Source organism: Amycolatopsis ultiminotia, from assembly GCF_039536925.1.
Classification (GTDB): domain Bacteria; phylum Actinomycetota; class Actinomycetes; order Mycobacteriales; family Pseudonocardiaceae; genus Amycolatopsis; species Amycolatopsis ultiminotia.
Map to the genome: position 1 here is coordinate 13722 of NZ_BAAAZN010000024.1, position 16587 is coordinate 30308.

Below are 16587 nucleotides of genomic sequence, written 5' to 3' on the forward strand. Positions count from 1 at the left end.
GGGTTCTAGTGGGCCGCAGAAGCAGGCGAAGCCTCCGCGGTGCGGCTGCTGCCGACCCCGCGGATCCAGCCGAGCTTCCCGGCAACGACGTACAGGACGAATGCGACGACGAGCGAGTTGATGCTGGGCAGGCCCCAGCCCACGAACTCACCGCACAGCGCGGCGGCAAGCCAGACCACGATCGTCGCGGGCACCCATGCCGGTGCATCCGCGGGCACCGTGCCGCGGGCTCGGGCGGTCTCCAGCTCGCCGCGCCAGCGTTTCACCACGAAGTACTCGGCGACCATGATCCCGGCGATCGGCGGGAAGGCGACGCCGAGCACGGTGAGGAAGTCGGTGAACTTCGAGAGGATGCCCGCCGCAGCGAGCGCACTGCCCGCCAGGCCGAGCACCGCCGTGACGAGACCGCGGTGCGCCCGGCGGCCGCTGACCGTGCCGATGAAGTTCACCACACCGAGGCCGGAGGAGTAGAGGTTCCAGTCGTTGATCTTCATCGTGCCGGCGATCACGATCAGCAGCCCGGCCCAGCCGACCGACGAGGTGACGATGGTGGTGATTTCGGCCGTGCCGACGGCGTGTGCGAGCAGCACCCCGGCCAGTCCGATCACGTACTCGCCGAGCGTGATCCCGACCAGTGTCTGCTTCACCACGTCCCCGGCGCTGCGGTTGAACCGGGTCATGTCCGGCGTGATCACCGCGCCGACGATGAACCCGCCCGCCACCAGCGTGGTGCCCTCCAGCAGGCTCAGCGACGGCCCCGGTGGCGCGGACGCGACGAGCGCGCCCAGATCGTGCCGGCTCAGCTCGGCGACCACCGACCAGCCGACCAGGATCAGGAACGCGGGCACGGTGACGTAGGCGGTCCAGGCCATCGAGTGGAAGCCGCGCACCACGATCGCGGTGACCAGCAGCCCGAACACCAGCGCCCACGCCCATTCCGGAAGCCCGCCGACCAGCGCGACCAGCCCCTGTGCGGACACCGCGGACTGGATCCCGAACCAGCCGATCAGGCTGATCCCGATGGCCAGCCCGATCAGCGCGGAACCACCGCGGCCGAACCCGGTCCAGCGGGCGATCATCGACGTGGACAGGCCTTCCCGCATGCCGATCACGCCGACCAGCACGGTGATCAGCTCGAGGATCACCGAGCCGAGGGTGAACGCCAGCACCGCGGGCCAGAAACCCATGCCGAACCCGACCGCCGCACCGAGCAGGAACTGCGAGAGCGCGGACACCTGGCCGAACCGTTGCACCGCGACCGACCACCAGGAGTACCGGGCGTGGTCCGGGACCCTGGTCAGCGCGTAGTCGTCGGCTCCGACTGCCGAGGCCATCGTGACCTCCTTCGTCCGGGAGAGGAAACGGTTCCCCGCACGGTAAGCAGCGGTTCCGGCCTCGTCACCGGGCGAAGCGCACAGCCGTTCCGGCTCGGCGGTGCCAAGCGCACACCGCTGGTCAGCTGATCAGGGCATGCACCGTCTCGTAGGCGAAGGCCGCACCGCCGACGCCGGCTGCGAGGCTGACCACCACGTTCGCCGCAGCGGCGAAGTAGGCCCGGCGTTCGGTGAGCCGGACGGTCTCGTAGCCGAACGTGCTGTAGGTGGTGAGCGCACCGCAGAAGCCCGTGCCGAGCAGGGCGAACAGCGATTCGGGCAAGGCCGTCCCCGCCCCGGCGAGCCCGCCGAGGAGCAGGCAGCCTGCGAGGTTGACGGTGAACGTGCCCCAGGGGAACAGCGACTGGTGCCGGGACTGCACGGCCCGGTCGGTGAGATAACGCAGCGGCGCGCCGACGGCGGCGCCGAGGACCACGAGCAGCGGCGTCATCAGGCAGGCACCTCTCGTCCGCGGAGCACGGCTTTGCGGGTGACCGCATGCCCGAGCAGCACTGCCAGCAGTGCCGCGGCCAGCGTGCCCGCCAGGTAGCCGAAGGCAAGCGGGACGGTGTCCGGCCCGAGCAGGGCGCGGGTCTCCACGGCGTAGGTGGAGAACGTGGTGAACCCGCCCAGGATGCCGACGCCGAAGAACGGCCGCACCAACCGGTGCGGCTGCCAGGCCTCGGTGACGAGCACCATCAGCACGCCGATCAGGAAGCATCCGGCGACGTTCGTCAGGAAGGTGGCCCACGGGAAGCCGCCGGACGGGGTGGGCAGTGCCTTGGCCAGCCCGTATCGGGCCAGTGCACCGAGCGCGCCGCCGAGCGCGATCACCCCGAGCACCGGACCGTGCTGCCGGACGAGTTCGGTGCGCTGGACCGGATCACGAAGGTCCACGTCGGGGTCGACGGGCTCCTCGGACAACGGCCGGTCCGGCATCGGCTCCGCGGACGGCAGTGCCGCGCCGAGCGTGCGGGCTTTCCCGGACGGCAGTGCGGCCCCCGGCGGCACTGCGCTGGACGACGGTGCTTCCCCGGAGAACGGTGCTCCCCCGGAGTGCAGGGCTTCCCCGGAGTGCAGGGCTTCCCCGGAGTGCAGGGCTTCCCCGGAGTGCAGGGCTTCCGGCGGCAGCGCGCCGGTCGACCGTGCGCCGGACCGGGGTTCCGCCGCCTTCGCCGGCACCGGCTGCGATTCCTCGGACGACGGCTCTTCGGGGAGGGCCATTTCCGGCACAGTCTTCTCCTACTCCACGGACACGCGGGTCACGGTCGAGTAGGGACTGTTGGCGGTCACGACCGCGGTTGCCCGGGTGGATCCCCGGAGCGGCGAGCCCCACCACCGCACGTGTCGAGCTTACCCGATCACCCGCGCAGGGCGGCCAGGGCGGGCGCGAACATGGTGGACTTGATCGCCGCGAGCGTGCCCCGGTCCTTGCCTGCCAGCGGGGCGACGACCTCGCCGGCCGCGGCGAGCAGCGCGTCCGGTGCGGCGGTGCCCTCGACCAGGCCCAGCTCGGCTGCCTGCGGGCCGCCGAAGCGGCGTCCGGTGGTCATCGACGCGATTGCCGCCGACGGGGTGAGCTTGCTCTGCAGCAGCGCGGCCATCCCGGGCGTGAACGGGATGTTGATGTCCGCCTCCGGGAAGCAGAAGTAGCCCCGGTCCGCGCGCATCAGGCGGAAGTCGTGGGCCATCGCGAGCATCGCGCCGGCACCGAAGGCGTGCCCGTTGACCGCGGCGATCGTGGGCACCGGCAGCGACAGCACCCGGGCCAGCAGTTCGTGTACCTCGGCGACGTACTTCTCCGAATCGGCACCGTGCGCGGAGAGCCAGTCGAGGTCGAGGCCGTTGGAGTAGAACTTGCCACCGCCGACGGTGACGAGCGCCGCCGGTTCCGCACCGGCGACCACGGTGTCGAGGTGCGTGTTCACCGACTCCAGCCAGGCCGGCGAGAAACGGTTCTCGTCGCCGCCGAAGTCGAGTACGAAAACCGCGTCGGTACGGGTGAGTTCGGGCACGATCAGTCCTTTCCGGACAGTGGACGCCGCCCCGGCCGATCCGGTGGCGGAAGCGAGAGCACCGCACGCACGGCCGCGGCCAGCCGGTCGCGGCCGGCTGACCCGACGTGCCCGGTCACCAGTTCGCGGCGCAGCAAGGCGGTCGGCAGGTCGACCACACATGCGGTGATCACCTCGACGGCCGCGCCGTCGCCCCGGCCCCACTGCGCACGGGCGAGCCGAACGAGCAGCCGCACGAGGCGTTTGTCCAAGGCGTGCAAGGCTTCCGTAAGGTCTTCGGGCAACTGCGGGCCGAGTACGCGGTCGGGCGGCACGGTGATCATCAGCCGAGCCGCATCCGGGCGGGCCCCGGCGACCACCGCGGGCGTGCCGGCCGCCGCGACGACAGCGGCCACCGGATCACCGGAGGCCAGCGCCTGCCCCACGAGCCGCTCCTGTTCGTCGAGGAAGAACGTGGCGGCACGCAGCCAGGTCTGCCCGATCAGCGCGGGCAGCGAGCCGAACGCGTGGTAGATCGTGCTGTTCGGCACCCCGGCCTCCCGGGCCAGCAACCGCACGGTGAGTTCCTCCGGCCCCCGGTCGGCGACCAGCCGCTCGGCGGCGTCGAGCATCCGCTCGGGGTCGTGGATCCGGGGCCGGGGCATACCGGTGACCATAACGGAACACGTGCTCCAAAACCAGTGCGACGCGGGTCACCCGTCGGCGGACGAACCACCGCTCGGCGCACGGCCCCGGTCTGCGCGGCCGCCCTCGTCCGGCGGTGCTCAGGCGAACCGGCTGTGGCGCACGGGGTTGTGCAGGGTTCCGATGCCGTCGACGGTGATGGTGACGTCGTCGCCGGCCTCGAGCGTGATGTCCTGGCCGGGTACGGCGGAGGTCCCGGTGGCCAGGACTGCCCCGTGCGGGTACCGGTCGCCGCGGTAGAGCCAGGACACCAGATCGGCGAGCTTCCGGTGCAGCCGCGAGGTGCTGGTCTCACCGGACCAGCGGAGCTTTCCGTCGCGGTGGATGGCCACCGAAATACCCAGCGCGTACGGATCCGGCAGTTCGCTCGCGGGCACGATCCACGGCCCGGCCGCGCACGATCCGCGGTACATCTTCGCCTGCGGCAGGTACAGCGGGTTCTCCCCTTCGATACTGCGGGAACTCACGTCGTCGACGATCGTGTACCCGACGATCACGCCTTCGGCGTTGCTCACCACCCCGAGTTCCGGTTCGGGAACGTCCCAAGTGGAATCCTCCCGCACACCGATCGGCTGCCCCGGCCCGCGGACCCGGTGCCCGATGCTCTTGAAGAACAACTCCGGCCGAGCCGCGTCGTACACCCGCGCGTACACGTCGGCATCGCCGCTCTCGGCCATCCGCGCCTCGCGCGAGACCTCGTACGTCACCCCGGCCGCCCACACCTCGGTGTGGGCGTCAACTGGCGCCAGAAGGGTTTCCGGCGCGCCCGCCGCGAGCGGCACGGCGGCGAGCGTTTCCTCGAACGCCTCTGCGGACAACGCGAGCAGACCGCCCAGCATCGTTTCTGCCGGCAACGTTCCGGTAGCCGTGCCGTCGGAAACGACCCAGCCCGAAGGGGTCTTGGCCAGGCGGCGCATCAGTGCGAGTCCCTCGGCACGCCGGAACCGCGTTTGCCACGCAGGAAATCGAAGTCCGCGCCGACGTGTGCCTGCAGCACGTGCTCGCGGTACAGCCAGGTGTAGCCACTCCGGTAAGGGGATTCCGGCGCCGTCCACGCCGTGCGACGGGCGGCTAGTTCTTCGTCGGGCACGTGCAGGGTCAGCGACCGGGCGGGCGTGTCGAGGGTGATCAGGTCACCGGTGCGCACGAGCGCGAGCGGACCACCGGCCACGGACTCCGGGCTGACGTGCAGCACCACCGTGCCGTAGCCGGTACCGGACATCCGCCCGTCGCACACGCGGACCAGGTCGGTGACCCCCTCCTTGAGCAGTTTCGCGGGCACCGGCACGTTCGCCACCTCGGGCATGCCCGGATAGCCCTTCGGCCCGGCGCCGCGGATCACCAGCACCGTGGCGGGCGTGACGTCGAGCTCCGGATCGTCGGCGACCCGGTGGTAGTCCTCGGCGGTGTCGAACACCAGCGCCGGACCGGTGTGCGTGAGCAGTTCCGCCGACGCGGCCGACTGCTTGAGCACCGCACCTTCGGGCGCCAGGTTCCCGGTGAGCACGGCGGTTCCGGTACCGGGTGGCTGGAACGGAGCGTCGATCGAGGTGATCACCTCGTCGTTCCAGCAGTCCGCGGCAGCGGCCTCGTCGGCCACCGTCCGGCCGGTGACGGTGACCGCGTCGCGGTGCAGCAGACCGGCCTCGATCAGCCGGCGCAGCACCACCGGAACCCCACCGGCGTAACAGAAATCCTCCATCAGGAAACGACCGGAGGGCATCAGGTCCACCAGCGTGGGCACGATCCGGCCCAGCTCGTCGAAATCGGCCATGTCCAGCGGCACGCCCGCCCGGCCGGCCAGCGCCAGCAGGTGCACGATCGCGTTGGTGGAACCGCCGATCGCGGCGTTGACCCGGATCGCGTTCTCGAACGCTTCCCTGGTCAGGATCGCCGAGGGCCGCAGATCCTCCGCCACCATCGCGACCACCCGCCGTCCTGCCGCCTGCGCGGTTTCGAACCGCCGCGCGTCCACCGCGGGCCAGGCGGCCGAACCGGGCAGCTGCATGCCCAGCGCCTCGGCGAGACAGGCCATCGTCGAGGCGGTTCCCATGGTCATGCAGTGCCCGTTGGAGCGGGCCATACAGCCTTCGGCGAAGAAACACTCCTCCTCGCTCATCCGGCCCGCCTTCAGCTCCTCTTCGAACTTCCAGACGTGCGTGCCGGAGCCGACGTCCTGGCCGCGGAACTTGCCGTTGAGCATCGGCCCGCCGGTCACCATCACCGCGGGCAGGTCCACGCTCGCCGCGCCCATCAGCATCGCCGGGGTGGTCTTGTCGCAGCCGGACAGCAGCACCACCCCGTCCAGCGGGTTGGCCCGGATCAGCTCCTCGACCTCCATCGCCATCAGGTTGCGGTAGAGCATCGCGGTCGGGCGCATCAGCGTCTCGCCGGTCGCCATGGTCGGGAACGCCAGCGGCAGGCCGCCCGCCTGCCAGACCCCGCGCTTGACCGCATCGGCGACCCGGTCCAGGTGCACGTTGCACGGTGCCAGCTCGGACGCGCTGGTCGCGATACCGATCACCGGTCGCCCGTCGAACACCTCCGGCCCGAAGCCCTGCGAACGCATCCAGGACCGGTGGATCATCCCCGCCCGCCCGGACGCGCCGAACCACGCCGCACTGCGCCGTGCACCCCGTCGTTCACCCACTTGAACCCCGCCTCCCAGCTCGTGCCTGCCGGTCCACTCCACCGCAGGGAGCCGGACGGGACAAGACAGTTCAGCCCTTCACCGGCCGGCCGCTTGCCCGCCGCGTGGCACCGGGGCTGCGCGCAGCCCGGTGAGCTCGATCCGGCTGGGCTGTTCCCCTTCGGACCCGGGTGCGGCAGCCGGTGGCCACCGTTGCCGGCTGATAAGTCCCTGAGAACCCGGGCAAACGGGACACTGTACGGCGGTGCCGGACGTTGAACCGGATGACGGGAACGGTTCCCGGGGACGACGAGGTGTGTCATGAGCCTGATCGGAACCCTGATCGGGTGGGTGCTGACCCTGTTCATCCTGGTGCTGGTGGTCCGGATGGTGCTGGACTGGACCCGGCTGGTCAGCACCGGGCCCGCCTGGCTGGGCCAGGCGCGCCAGCTCAGCCACCGCGCCACCGAGCCGGTGATCGCCCCGGTACGCCGGGTACTGCGACCGGTACGAACCGGCGGAGTATCCATCGACCTGGCATTCACCGCGGTGTTCGTCGCCGCCCTGATCGTGCGGACGATCGCGTTCGCACTCTGACCACCAGGAGCTGCGGGAACCCGGTGAGTGCCCGTCCGAGCCGCACATCGGTCACAAGTGCAGCAACAGTCTGCCCGGTGGGTTCGCGCTGAGCCCGAAACAGGACCGCACGGTGGGAACGGCAGGGCAGCCGCGCGGACTCGCCGAAGCAAGCTGTCGTGGCACGCTTTCCCACCGCCGACGCGTGCCCGGCTGACGCACTCCGCCGGGACGCGGGCCGGGCCGTTGACCACCGGGCCATCGGCCGGCCGAGCCGCCGGGACGGAACCGTGCATCGTCGACCAGCTGAACAAAACGACCGTTCGTAGTGGCCGGATGCGTCCGGGATGCCGGGCTCGTCCCGCTTCGTGGTACGGCTTTCCGGCCTGGGCGCGGCAGGGCGATAGTCGCGGCGTGACGCACGTACTGCCGGTTCTCCCCCAGATCGCACCGCCCGAACCCGAACGGGGATCGGGTGGCGTGCTGTACCGGGACGCGGTGGTGGCACCGCTGCTCGGGTACCGCCCGTTGCTGCTCGACCTGGTCGTGCCGGACGAGCCCGCGCCGGATCGGGGCTGGCCGGTGGTCGCGTTCGTGCACGGCGGGGCGTTCGCGGTCGGCTCGCCGAAGCACGCGCCGCTGGGCCGGTACCTCACGCAGCAGTTGCGGGAAGCCGGGTTCGCGGTGGCGAAAGTCCACTTCAGACACAGCCGTGAAGCGGTGTACCCGGCGCAGCTGCACGACGTGAAGGCGGCAGTGCGCTGGCTCCGGCACCACAGCGCCACCCTGGCACTGGACCCCGAGCGGTTCGCCGCATGGGGCCACGCCGCCGGCGGGCACCTCGCGGCGATGCTCGCGGTGACCGGTGGCCGCGACGATCTCGAAGGAGACGTGGGCGTGACCGGGCCGGACAGCACGGTGCAGGCGGCCGTGGCGTGGAGCCCGCCGTCGGACTTCACGCGCCTGCCGCCGCCTCCGCCGGGGTCTCCCTTCCACGCCACCGGCGAAGACCCGCACGCCTGGCTGCTCGGCGACTCGCCCGCCGGGAACCCGGCGCTCGCCGCGGCGGCGAGCCCGCTCACCCACGTGAGCGCGTCGGCGGCCCCGCTCCTGGTCACCCACGGCACGGCCGACACCAACGTGCCGCTCGCACAGAGCGAAGCACTGGTCGCCGCCTACTGGCGCGCCGGAGCGGACGCCGACTTCCGCTGGCTCCCCGATGTCGGCCACACCTACGGCAACCCGACCCGAGCCGCCATGACGGCGACCGGAATCGCCTTCCTGCACGAACACCTGAGCAACCACCCCGGCCGGCCCCGCACCGCACACCCGTGACCGGTGGCACCACGCCGGAACCGCCGCCCCCGGACGTTCCCCCACCAAGCCCGAAACCACCCGACCCACGCGAACCGCAACGAACGACAAGCCGGCCACCCACCCGGAACGCGACGACACAGCCCGCCCGCCGCCACCACCGCACCAACCCCACTCAAGCCACCCCGCAACGACCGCCGGCGCCCCGCCACAGCTCGCAACCGCCTCCCCGCACCCCACCGCCGAACCGCCACCACCAGACCCGGACACCCACCAACCAAGCCCGCCACACGTCACGGCCGCGCCCGGACACCCACCGGCCCAGCGCGGCACAGCCCCACCGCCGTGCCCGGACACCCACCAGCCGAGCCACCGCGGACCATCGCCGAGCCCAACAACCCACCGACCGAACCGCAACGCCCCGCAGCCGAAAAGCCGCGCTCCCACCGCGGAGCCCAGGCGTCAGTCAGCGGAGCCCACCGCACCTCGCCGACAGACGTCCCGACCGCACCGGCCCAGCGCGCTGCCCGCCCAGACTAGGAAAGTGCACCAACACCGGCCTTCGTCAGCCAGCACCCAACCACGCCGCCCGCAAGCGAGCAGTCCCGTACCCAGGACGCGCACACGACCGGCCACCCGGCTCAGCAGCCACCCGCACCCGACGGCCCACCCGGCCCGGTCACCGCCCACACCCGGCAGCACCGTCGCCCGGCAGCACCCCTCACCCAGTCGCTGCCCTCGCCCAGCACGCCACCCGGCCCCGGCAACGCCCACGCCCGGCACCACCCTCGGCCTAGCAACACCCTCGCCCGGCGGCCACCGTTGCCCGGTGGTCACTTGCACCCGGCCGCCACACTGCCTCCACGATTACGCTCGGCCCATATTCGGTCGCTGCCCCGCCCAGTCACCACTCCTGCCCAGCCGCGCCCTAGCCCGGTGGTCGCCACTCCGTCCGGTCGCCGCGCTGCCCCGGCGGCCACCGTCACCGGTCCGCCGCACCGGCTCGACGGTCGCCCTCGCCAGCACTCCGCTCACCGCGGCCGCGACCCCACCCAGCGGCCACCCGACCCGGTCACCACCCTCACCCAGCTACACCCTCGCGAGCACACCCCTCACCGCGGCCGCCACCCGCACTCACCAGTCGCCACCCTCGCCCGGCACCGGCCTGGCCCGGCGGCCATCCACACCGAGTCGCCCTGCCCCGGCGGCCACCGTCACCCGGCCGCCGCACCGGCTCGACGGTCGCCCTCGCCAGCACTCCGCTCGCCCCGGTCGCGCCCCCGCCCAGCGGCCGTCCGGCCAGCACTCTGCCGCCGGCCACCCGGTCGCCCCGCAAGACCCGGCTCGCGCAACCACCGCCACCTGGGGCCGGTTCACTGTGCCGTGGTGAACTCCAGTTCCTCGGTGGTCACCGTGCCTGCGGTGCGGCCTGGGGCGCTTTGGTGCGTCCAGTACAGGTTCGTGTGGGCGATGACCTGGGCCGGTGGCGGGGCGCCCCACCTGGTGAGGTCTTCGGTGGTGTGTGCGTCGCTCACCAGGGTCGTGTCGTAGCCGCGGGTCAGTGCGCCGTGCAGGGTCGAGCGGATGCAGGCGTCCGTCTGCGCACCGCTCACCACCACGCGGCCCACGCCCAGTCCGGCCAGTACCGGCTCCAGCGTGGTGTCCTCGAACGAATCCCCGTAAGCCTTCTCCACCAACGGTTCCTCGCCCGCCCTGGGCAGCTCGGGAACGTACTCCCACGCGTCGCTGCCCTTCGGCATGTCCTCGTCCGCATGCTGTACCCACACCACGGGCACCCCGGCCCGCCGGGCCTTCTCCACGAGCGCACCCACGTTCGCCACCACGGCGTCCGCCTCGTGTGCCTCCGCCATGACGCCCTTTTGCACATCCACGACCAGCAGTGCGGTGTTCGGCCGGTTTTCCAGCGTGGTCATCACGCCTCCCCTCAGTCAGGTGGCGTCCACGCTAGCCCGCACCCCCGACAAAACCCGGGGACCGCGGTCAGACCGTCGCGAGATCCTGCTGTTCGACCGCGCCACGGTAGTGCGCGATCTTCATCCGGATGTGTTCCTGGTGCCCGTGCAGCCGTTCGATCTGCTCGGTCACGCGCTTTTCGTGCTCGAGCAACACCGCAAGGCGCTCTGCCGAGGTGTGCTCGCCGGCGCGCAGCAGGCCGACGAAGCGGAGCATGTCCGCGATGGGCATGTCGGTGTCGCGCAGACACCGCAACAGCTGCAGGAACTGCAGGTCTTCGTCGGTGAACCGGCGACGGCCGCCGGCGGTCCGGCCGACCTCGTGCAGCAGCCCGATGCGCTCGTAGTAGCGGATGGTGTCGATGCTGAACCCGGTCCGGGCGGTGACCTCGGCCGGTGAGTAGGAATCCACCCGTCCAGAATCGCACCTGGAGCGTGCTCCGGGTCAAGGTCCGGGTCTTGACCCGGAGCGCGCTCCGGGTAGTTGACTCGTCATCATGACGGACTTGAGCGAACTGCGGCCGCTGGGCCGCTCCGGCCTCTGGGTATCCCCGATCACGCTGGGCGCGATGACCTTCGGCACCTTCGGGCTGTGTTCCGACGACGACACCTCGCGCGAGGTGTTCCGGAGCTACTTCGAAGCAGGCGGCAACTTCGTCGACACCGCGAACAACTACAGCGACGGCCGCAGCGAGGAACTGGTCGGCGAGTTCCTGCGCGAACTGCCCGACCGCGACCGCGTCGTGCTCGCCACCAAGTATTCCGGACCACGCGTCGATGCCGGCGGTGACGAGGTCCGCGACCTCCCGAACCGCAGCAACGGCCGCAAGAACATGATCGCGTCGCTGGAACGGTCGCTGCGGCGCCTCGGCGTCGACCACGTCGACCTGTACTGGCTGCACATCTGGGACGGCTTCACCCCGGCCGAGGAGGTCGTCGCGGCGTTCGACGACCTGGTGCGCGCGGGCAAGGTGCGCGCGGTCGGGCTGAGCGACGTACCTGCGTGGTATGCGACCAAGGCGGCCATGCTCGGCGGCCCGCCGATCACCTCGCTGCAGCTGGAATACTCGCTCGTGGAACGCGTGATCGAGAACGAATACGTCCCGCTCGCCGTGGAATTCGGGATCGCGGTGCAACCGTGGAGCCCGCTGGCCGGCGGCTTCCTCACCGGCAAGTACACCCGCACCGGCTCCGCCGAGGGCCGGCTCACCGGTACCGAGCACTCCGCGTACCGCTGGGACGTGCTCGACGTGCTCCGGGAGGTCGCCGGGAAGATCGACACGACGCCCGCGCAGCTCGCGCTGCACTGGGTCCTGCGCCGGCCGGGCGTCGTGAGCCCGATCGTGGGTGCGCGTTCACCGGAGCAGCTGCGCGAAACACTCGGCGCGCTCACGCTGGATGTGCCGCAGGACCTCCTCGACCGGCTCACCGCGGCCGGCCGGACGACGCTGCCGTTCCCGCACAAAATGATCGAGTGGCTGCGACCCCGGTTCTGAGGATCACTCTTCACCGAGGGTGTCCAGCGGTGCCGAGGGCCCCAGCTCCGCCTCGAACCGGGCGAGCAGCTCCGCCAGCAACCCGTTCAGCTCGGTCATCCGGCCGGAGTCGAACGCGGCGGTGAACAACGCCTGCTCGTCTTCGGTGCGCTTCTTCGTCGCCGCGGCCCAGCGGGCCCGGCCCTTGCGCGTCAGCCGGACCGGCCTGCTGCGACCGTCCGCGGCGGAGACCCGCTCGATCAGGCCTGCCCTCGCGAGCCGGTCGATCCGGACGCTCACCGTGCCGGACGTGACGCCGAGCAGGTCGCCCAGTTCCTTCGGGGTGAGCACTGCGGCCGGTCCGGAGCGCTGCAGCGCCGACAGCGCCTGCCAGTCGCCTGCGGTGCAGCCGTAGTCCGCTGCGACCCGCCGCAGCAGCTGTTCGAACTGCCGTGACAGCCGCCCGATCCGCTGTCGCGCTGCCTCGACGTCGGGGTCCACGCCACCGGGCATCACGCGCAACCACGCGGCGAGCCCGGCACCGACCGAGTCCTGCTCCACTGGACACTCCCTTGATATTCAAGGTATATTTCCTTGAGTATCAAGATACCTGGTCCGAGGAGGTCCCGCGTGTCCGATCGCGTCTGGTTCATCACCGGTTCGAGCACCGGCTTCGGCCGCGTGCTCGCGGAAACCCTGCTCACGCAAGGGGAACGCGTGGTGGCGACCGCGCGGGACACCACCACGCTCGCCGATCTCGCCGGACGCGCGTTCGTGGCGAGGCTCGACGTCACCGACCCGGAATCCGTGCGCACCGCAGTGGCCGCCGCGATCGCCGAGTACGGACGGATCGACGTACTGGTCAACAACGCCGGCCACGGTCTGCTCGGCGCGCTCGAGGAACTGTCGGACGAGCAGACCCGGCGCGTGCTGGAGACCAATGTGTTCGGGGTACTCGCGGTGACCCGCGCGGTGCTGCCGCACCTGCGCGCGCAGCGAAGCGGGCACATCGTGCAGCTCTCCTCGGTCGGCGGCGTGGTCGGCAACCCGGGACACGCGCTGTACGCGACGTCGAAGTTCGCGCTGGAGGGCATGTCCGAGGCGCTGGCAGGCGAGGTGGCCCCGCTCGGCATCCGGGTGAGCATCGTGGAACCCGGGCCGTTCCGCACCGATTTCGCCGGGCGGTCGATGACCTTCGCCGACCCCATCGACGACTACCGGGACACCCCGGCGGGCCTGCTGCGCGAGCGTTTCTCCGCACAGAACGGCAACCAGCCCAACGATCCGGTGCGCGCGGCCGAGGCGATCGTCAAGCTCGTGGACACCCCGGACGCACCACTGCGGCTGCCGCTCGGCCCCGAGGCGGTCGACCGGATCCGGGCGAAGCTGGAACAGCAACTGGCCGACCTCGCCGCGTGGGAGGCGGTCTCGACCGACACCCGCTACCCGGCGTGAGCGTCAGGGCAGTGCGTCCAGAAACGGACGGTGCGCGTTCTGGAAGGCCCAGCCGGAGAAGTTGTCCCAGTTGATCGACCAGGCCATCAGGCCGCGCAGGCCGGCGATCGGGCCGCCGCGCAGACTGTAGCTGCCGCAGTCGGTGCCCTTGGCCAGGCAGCTCAGCGCGGTCTGCACGTCGGCGGGCGGGGTGTAGCCGTTGCCCGCTTCGCCGGTCGCCGGGACGCCGACCGCGATCTGGTCGTCACGCAGCCCGGGGAACGTCTGGCCGGTGTCCGCGACGCTGAAACCGGCCTTGAGCATGTCGGTCATCGCGATGTGGAAGTCGGCGCCGCCCATGGTGTGGTACTGATCGTCGAGGCCCATCACCGGGCCGGAGTTGTAGTCCTGGACGTGCAGTACGGTCAGCGCGTCGCGCAGTGCGTAGATCACCGGGAGGTACGCGCCGGTACGGGCGTCCCCGCCACCCGATCCGCCGTAGAACTGGTGGCCGACCTGGACGAAGAACGTCTCCGGCGCCATCGTGAGCACGAATTTGTCGCCGTAGTGGTCTTTCAGCGACGTGAGCGCGGAAATCAGGTTCACCACGACCGGTGTGGTCGGCTTGTGGAAGTCGGTGTCGCCGGAGTCGAGGGACAGCGAATGGCCTTCGAAATCGACGTCGAGACCGTCGAGACCGTACTTGTCGATGATCGCCGAGACGGAGCTGACGAACGCATCCCGTGCGGCGGTGGTGGTGAGCTGGACCTGGCCGTTGGCCCCGCCGATGGAGATCAGCACCTTCTTGCCCTGCGCCTGCTTCGCCCGGATCGCGGCGATGAAGTCGGCGTCGCTTTCCACCCCGGCGCATTCCGACTCCGGGCACCGGGTGAACCGGACGTCGCCGGAGGTCGGCGAGGTCGGCTCCGCGAAGGCGAGGTCGATGATGTCCCAGTCGTCCGGCACGTCGGCGAGCTTCAGGTAACCGGCACCGTTCGCGAAACTCGCGTGCAGGTAGCCGATCAGGGAGTGCTTGGGCAGCTCGGCCGCGCCCGCGGATCCGGCGCCGGCGAGGAACCCTCCGGCCACCAGGGCCAGCACGGCCATCAGCACACACAGTCGGGAACGCCTCATCGCGACCTCCGGTGTCGGTGGGGAGGCTCTTATTGTCTGGACCACTCGGCAATTTGTCCAGACCACTTCCGTAGGGTGCGGCAACCGGGCGAACTCGGGCGAGCGGGGTGCCGGTCCGGCGAGCGGGTCCGGTGAACCGGCTGCCCGGCCCGATGAACGGGACGGTGGTCGGGGAGTTGGGTCCGCAGGCCGTGGTCCGGGGTACCGGACGTGTTCCGGGGTGCCGGGGTGCGCGGGGCCGCCCAGGCGATCCGAATCGTTGGGCGCGTTCCGAGGCGCCCAGCCGGCACCGGCACGCTCCGTCCACGAGAGGTCGGCCAGCGGGCACCCGATTGTCAGGCACCGGCAAGGTTGCCGGGCGCAGTCAGGGGTTGCCGGGGCGAGTCGGGTTCCCGGAGGCGGGCCGAGCGGCCGGAGCGGATCAAGATGCCGAAGCGAGCCGAACAGCCAGGGCAGATCAAGATGCCGAGGACAGGCCGAGCAGCCGGGGCACGGGCCGGGGTGGCTGGGTCTCCGCCGGTCTGGCCGGAAGCCGTGCCCCCGAAGGGCGGTCCCTGGCCGGGGGCCGCTCTTCGGGGGTGGTCGGCCGGTGGGCTCAGCCCACCGGGCCTTGGACCGGGGTCACGGTGACGTCGTGTTGTCCGCCGGTGGCGGATACGACGGTCAGGGTGAGCTTGTCGCCGGGGTGGTGCTGGTCCATCAGGGTGGTGAGAGTCGTGGCCGAGTCCACTGCCTTGCCGTCCAGTGCGGTGATCACGTCACCTGCGGTGAGGCCTGCCTTCGCGGCCGGGCCGCCGGACACCAGGTCCTGGATGGCCGCGCCCTGGCCGGTCGTACCGGTTCCGCCGGGGGCGCCCTGGCCCTGCTGGCCGCCACCGTCGGACACCGTCACGCCGAGGAACGCGCTCTGTCCGATGTGCACGGTGTCGGACGCAGTGCCGCCGACGATCTGGTGCGCGATCGAGATCGCCTGGTTGATCGGGATCGCAAAACCCTGCTGGCCGGACGAGCCGTTCCGGCCGCTCCCGTTCTGGCCGCTCCCGTCCTGACCGGAGCCGTCTTGGCCGCTCCCGCCTTGGCCCTGGCCGAATCCACCGTCGCCCTCGCCGAGACCGCCCTGGCCCTGGCCGAACCCGCCGTCACCTTCGCCGAGACCGCCCTGGCCCTGGCCGAATCCACCGTCGCCCTGGCCGAGGCCGCCTTGGCCGGAGCCGCGACGGCCGCCGCCGTTGAACTGGTAGCCCGCCGACGCGGCCGTGTCGACGCCGACCACCTCGCCGTTCGCGTTGGCCAGCGGACCGCCGGAATCGCCGGACTGGATGTTCGCGTCGACCTGGATCAGGCCGGTCAGTTTCTCGGACGAACCGCTGGACTCGTCGGACGCGGTGATCGACTGGTTCAGCGCACGCACCCGGCCCGCGGCGACGGCGGGCTCCCCGCCCGTGCCGCCGGCGTTGCCGATGCCCACGACGGCGTCGCCGACCGTGACCTTGGACGAGTCGCCCAGTTTCTCGGTGGCCAGCCCGGACGCGCCGGCCAGCTTGAGCACCGCGATGTCGTGACTGCGGTCGTAACCGGTCACCGACGCGGTGTAGCTGCGGCCGTTCCCGATATCGGTGACCTTGATGCTGGTCGCGCCCTCGACCACGTGGTTGTTGGTGAGCACTTCACCGTCCGCGGTGAGCACGATCCCGGTGCCTGCCGCGGCCGCGCCCTGGTAGCCGAGTTCGGTGTTCACGTCCACGATCCCCGGATTCACCTTGCCCGCGATCGCGTTCGGATCGAGCGAGGTGTTCGACGCGCCACCGGGCGTGCCCACCGAGCCGAAGTCCTGGTTCCCGGACGCACTGTGCGGCTGCCACACGTAATGCCCGACGCCGAGCCCCACCACGACGGACAATCCGATCGCGCCCACCGCGATCGCCGCCGAACGCACGGGGTGAGCACGCCGGGCACGCGGCGGCTGCGGGAACTGCTGAG

General features: G+C 71.3%; 16 protein-coding genes. 4 read left to right on the forward strand and 12 right to left on the reverse strand.

Annotated features, from left to right (window positions below):
• Positions 1-5: 5 nt before the first annotated feature.
• The 7 genes from ABD793_RS37030 to ABD793_RS37060 form a co-directional block, all read right to left on the reverse strand.
• A complete protein-coding gene (locus ABD793_RS37030) occupies positions 6-1334 on the reverse strand; it encodes a purine-cytosine permease family protein (RefSeq protein WP_344868127.1) in 1329 nt (442 codons plus the stop codon).
• A gap of 121 nt (positions 1335-1455) precedes the next feature.
• Positions 1456-1824, reverse strand: a complete 369-nt coding sequence (gene crcB / locus ABD793_RS37035; protein WP_344868128.1) for a fluoride efflux transporter CrcB — start codon at positions 1822-1824, stop codon at positions 1456-1458.
• Positions 1824-2597, reverse strand: coding sequence for a fluoride efflux transporter FluC (locus ABD793_RS37040; RefSeq protein WP_344868129.1), 774 nt, complete (start codon positions 2595-2597; stop codon positions 1824-1826). The genes crcB and ABD793_RS37040 overlap by 1 nt, the downstream gene beginning before the upstream one ends.
• Before the next feature lie 137 nt (positions 2598-2734).
• Entirely contained in the window at positions 2735-3388 is a 654-nt protein-coding gene (locus tag ABD793_RS37045; RefSeq protein ID WP_344868130.1) for an enoyl-CoA hydratase-related protein, read from the reverse strand.
• A 2-nt stretch (positions 3389-3390) separates the two neighbouring features.
• Positions 3391-4032, reverse strand: coding sequence for a TetR/AcrR family transcriptional regulator (locus ABD793_RS37050; protein WP_344868131.1), 642 nt, complete (start codon positions 4030-4032; stop codon positions 3391-3393).
• A gap of 120 nt (positions 4033-4152) precedes the next feature.
• Positions 4153-4989 (reverse strand): fumarylacetoacetate hydrolase family protein, encoded by an 837-nt coding sequence (locus tag ABD793_RS37055; protein WP_344868132.1) that lies wholly within the window; start codon positions 4987-4989, stop codon positions 4153-4155.
• On the reverse strand, positions 4989-6722 hold the full coding sequence (locus tag ABD793_RS37060) for an IlvD/Edd family dehydratase (protein WP_344868133.1): 1734 nt from the start codon (positions 6720-6722) through the stop codon (positions 4989-4991). Before ABD793_RS37060 ends, ABD793_RS37055 begins: the two co-directional genes overlap by 1 nt.
• Before the next feature lie 300 nt (positions 6723-7022).
• On the opposite strand from ABD793_RS37060, the gene ABD793_RS37065 reads away from it, so the two are divergent.
• Positions 7023-7298 (forward strand): YggT family protein, encoded by a 276-nt coding sequence (locus ABD793_RS37065; protein WP_344868134.1) that lies wholly within the window; start codon positions 7023-7025, stop codon positions 7296-7298.
• Positions 7299-7691: 393 nt separating this feature from the next.
• Complete coding sequence (locus tag ABD793_RS37070) at positions 7692-8612, forward strand: alpha/beta hydrolase fold domain-containing protein (RefSeq protein WP_344868135.1); 921 nt, start codon at positions 7692-7694, stop codon at positions 8610-8612.
• Positions 8613-9964: 1352 nt separating this feature from the next.
• Here the strand turns inward: ABD793_RS37070 and ABD793_RS37075 are convergent.
• A complete protein-coding gene (locus ABD793_RS37075; RefSeq protein ID WP_344868136.1) occupies positions 9965-10525 on the reverse strand; it encodes an isochorismatase family protein in 561 nt (186 codons plus the stop codon).
• 67 nt (positions 10526-10592) lie between these two features.
• Positions 10593-10976 (reverse strand): MerR family transcriptional regulator, encoded by a 384-nt coding sequence (locus ABD793_RS37080; RefSeq protein ID WP_344868138.1) that lies wholly within the window; start codon positions 10974-10976, stop codon positions 10593-10595.
• A gap of 85 nt (positions 10977-11061) precedes the next feature.
• Here ABD793_RS37080 and ABD793_RS37085 point away from each other — a divergent pair, with 85 nt between their 5' ends.
• Positions 11062-12060, forward strand: a complete 999-nt coding sequence (locus ABD793_RS37085) for an aldo/keto reductase (RefSeq protein ID WP_344868139.1) — start codon at positions 11062-11064, stop codon at positions 12058-12060.
• Between the two features lie 3 nt (positions 12061-12063).
• On the opposite strand, the gene ABD793_RS37090 is transcribed toward ABD793_RS37085, so the two are convergent.
• A complete protein-coding gene (locus ABD793_RS37090) occupies positions 12064-12600 on the reverse strand; it encodes a MarR family winged helix-turn-helix transcriptional regulator (RefSeq protein ID WP_344868140.1) in 537 nt (178 codons plus the stop codon).
• Positions 12601-12669: 69 nt separating this feature from the next.
• On the opposite strand from ABD793_RS37090, the gene ABD793_RS37095 reads away from it, so the two are divergent.
• Positions 12670-13494 (forward strand): oxidoreductase, encoded by an 825-nt coding sequence (locus ABD793_RS37095; RefSeq protein WP_344868142.1) that lies wholly within the window; start codon positions 12670-12672, stop codon positions 13492-13494.
• A 3-nt stretch (positions 13495-13497) separates the two neighbouring features.
• Here ABD793_RS37095 and ABD793_RS37100 read toward each other — a convergent pair whose 3' ends face one another.
• A complete protein-coding gene (locus ABD793_RS37100) occupies positions 13498-14607 on the reverse strand; it encodes a chitinase (protein WP_344868143.1) in 1110 nt (369 codons plus the stop codon).
• Positions 14608-15202: 595 nt separating this feature from the next.
• The gene (locus ABD793_RS37105; protein ID WP_344868144.1) at positions 15203-16543 is read right to left on the reverse strand and encodes a S1C family serine protease; all 1341 of its coding nucleotides are present in this window, start codon (positions 16541-16543) and stop codon (positions 15203-15205) included.
• Between the last annotated feature and the right edge of the window lie 44 nt (positions 16544-16587).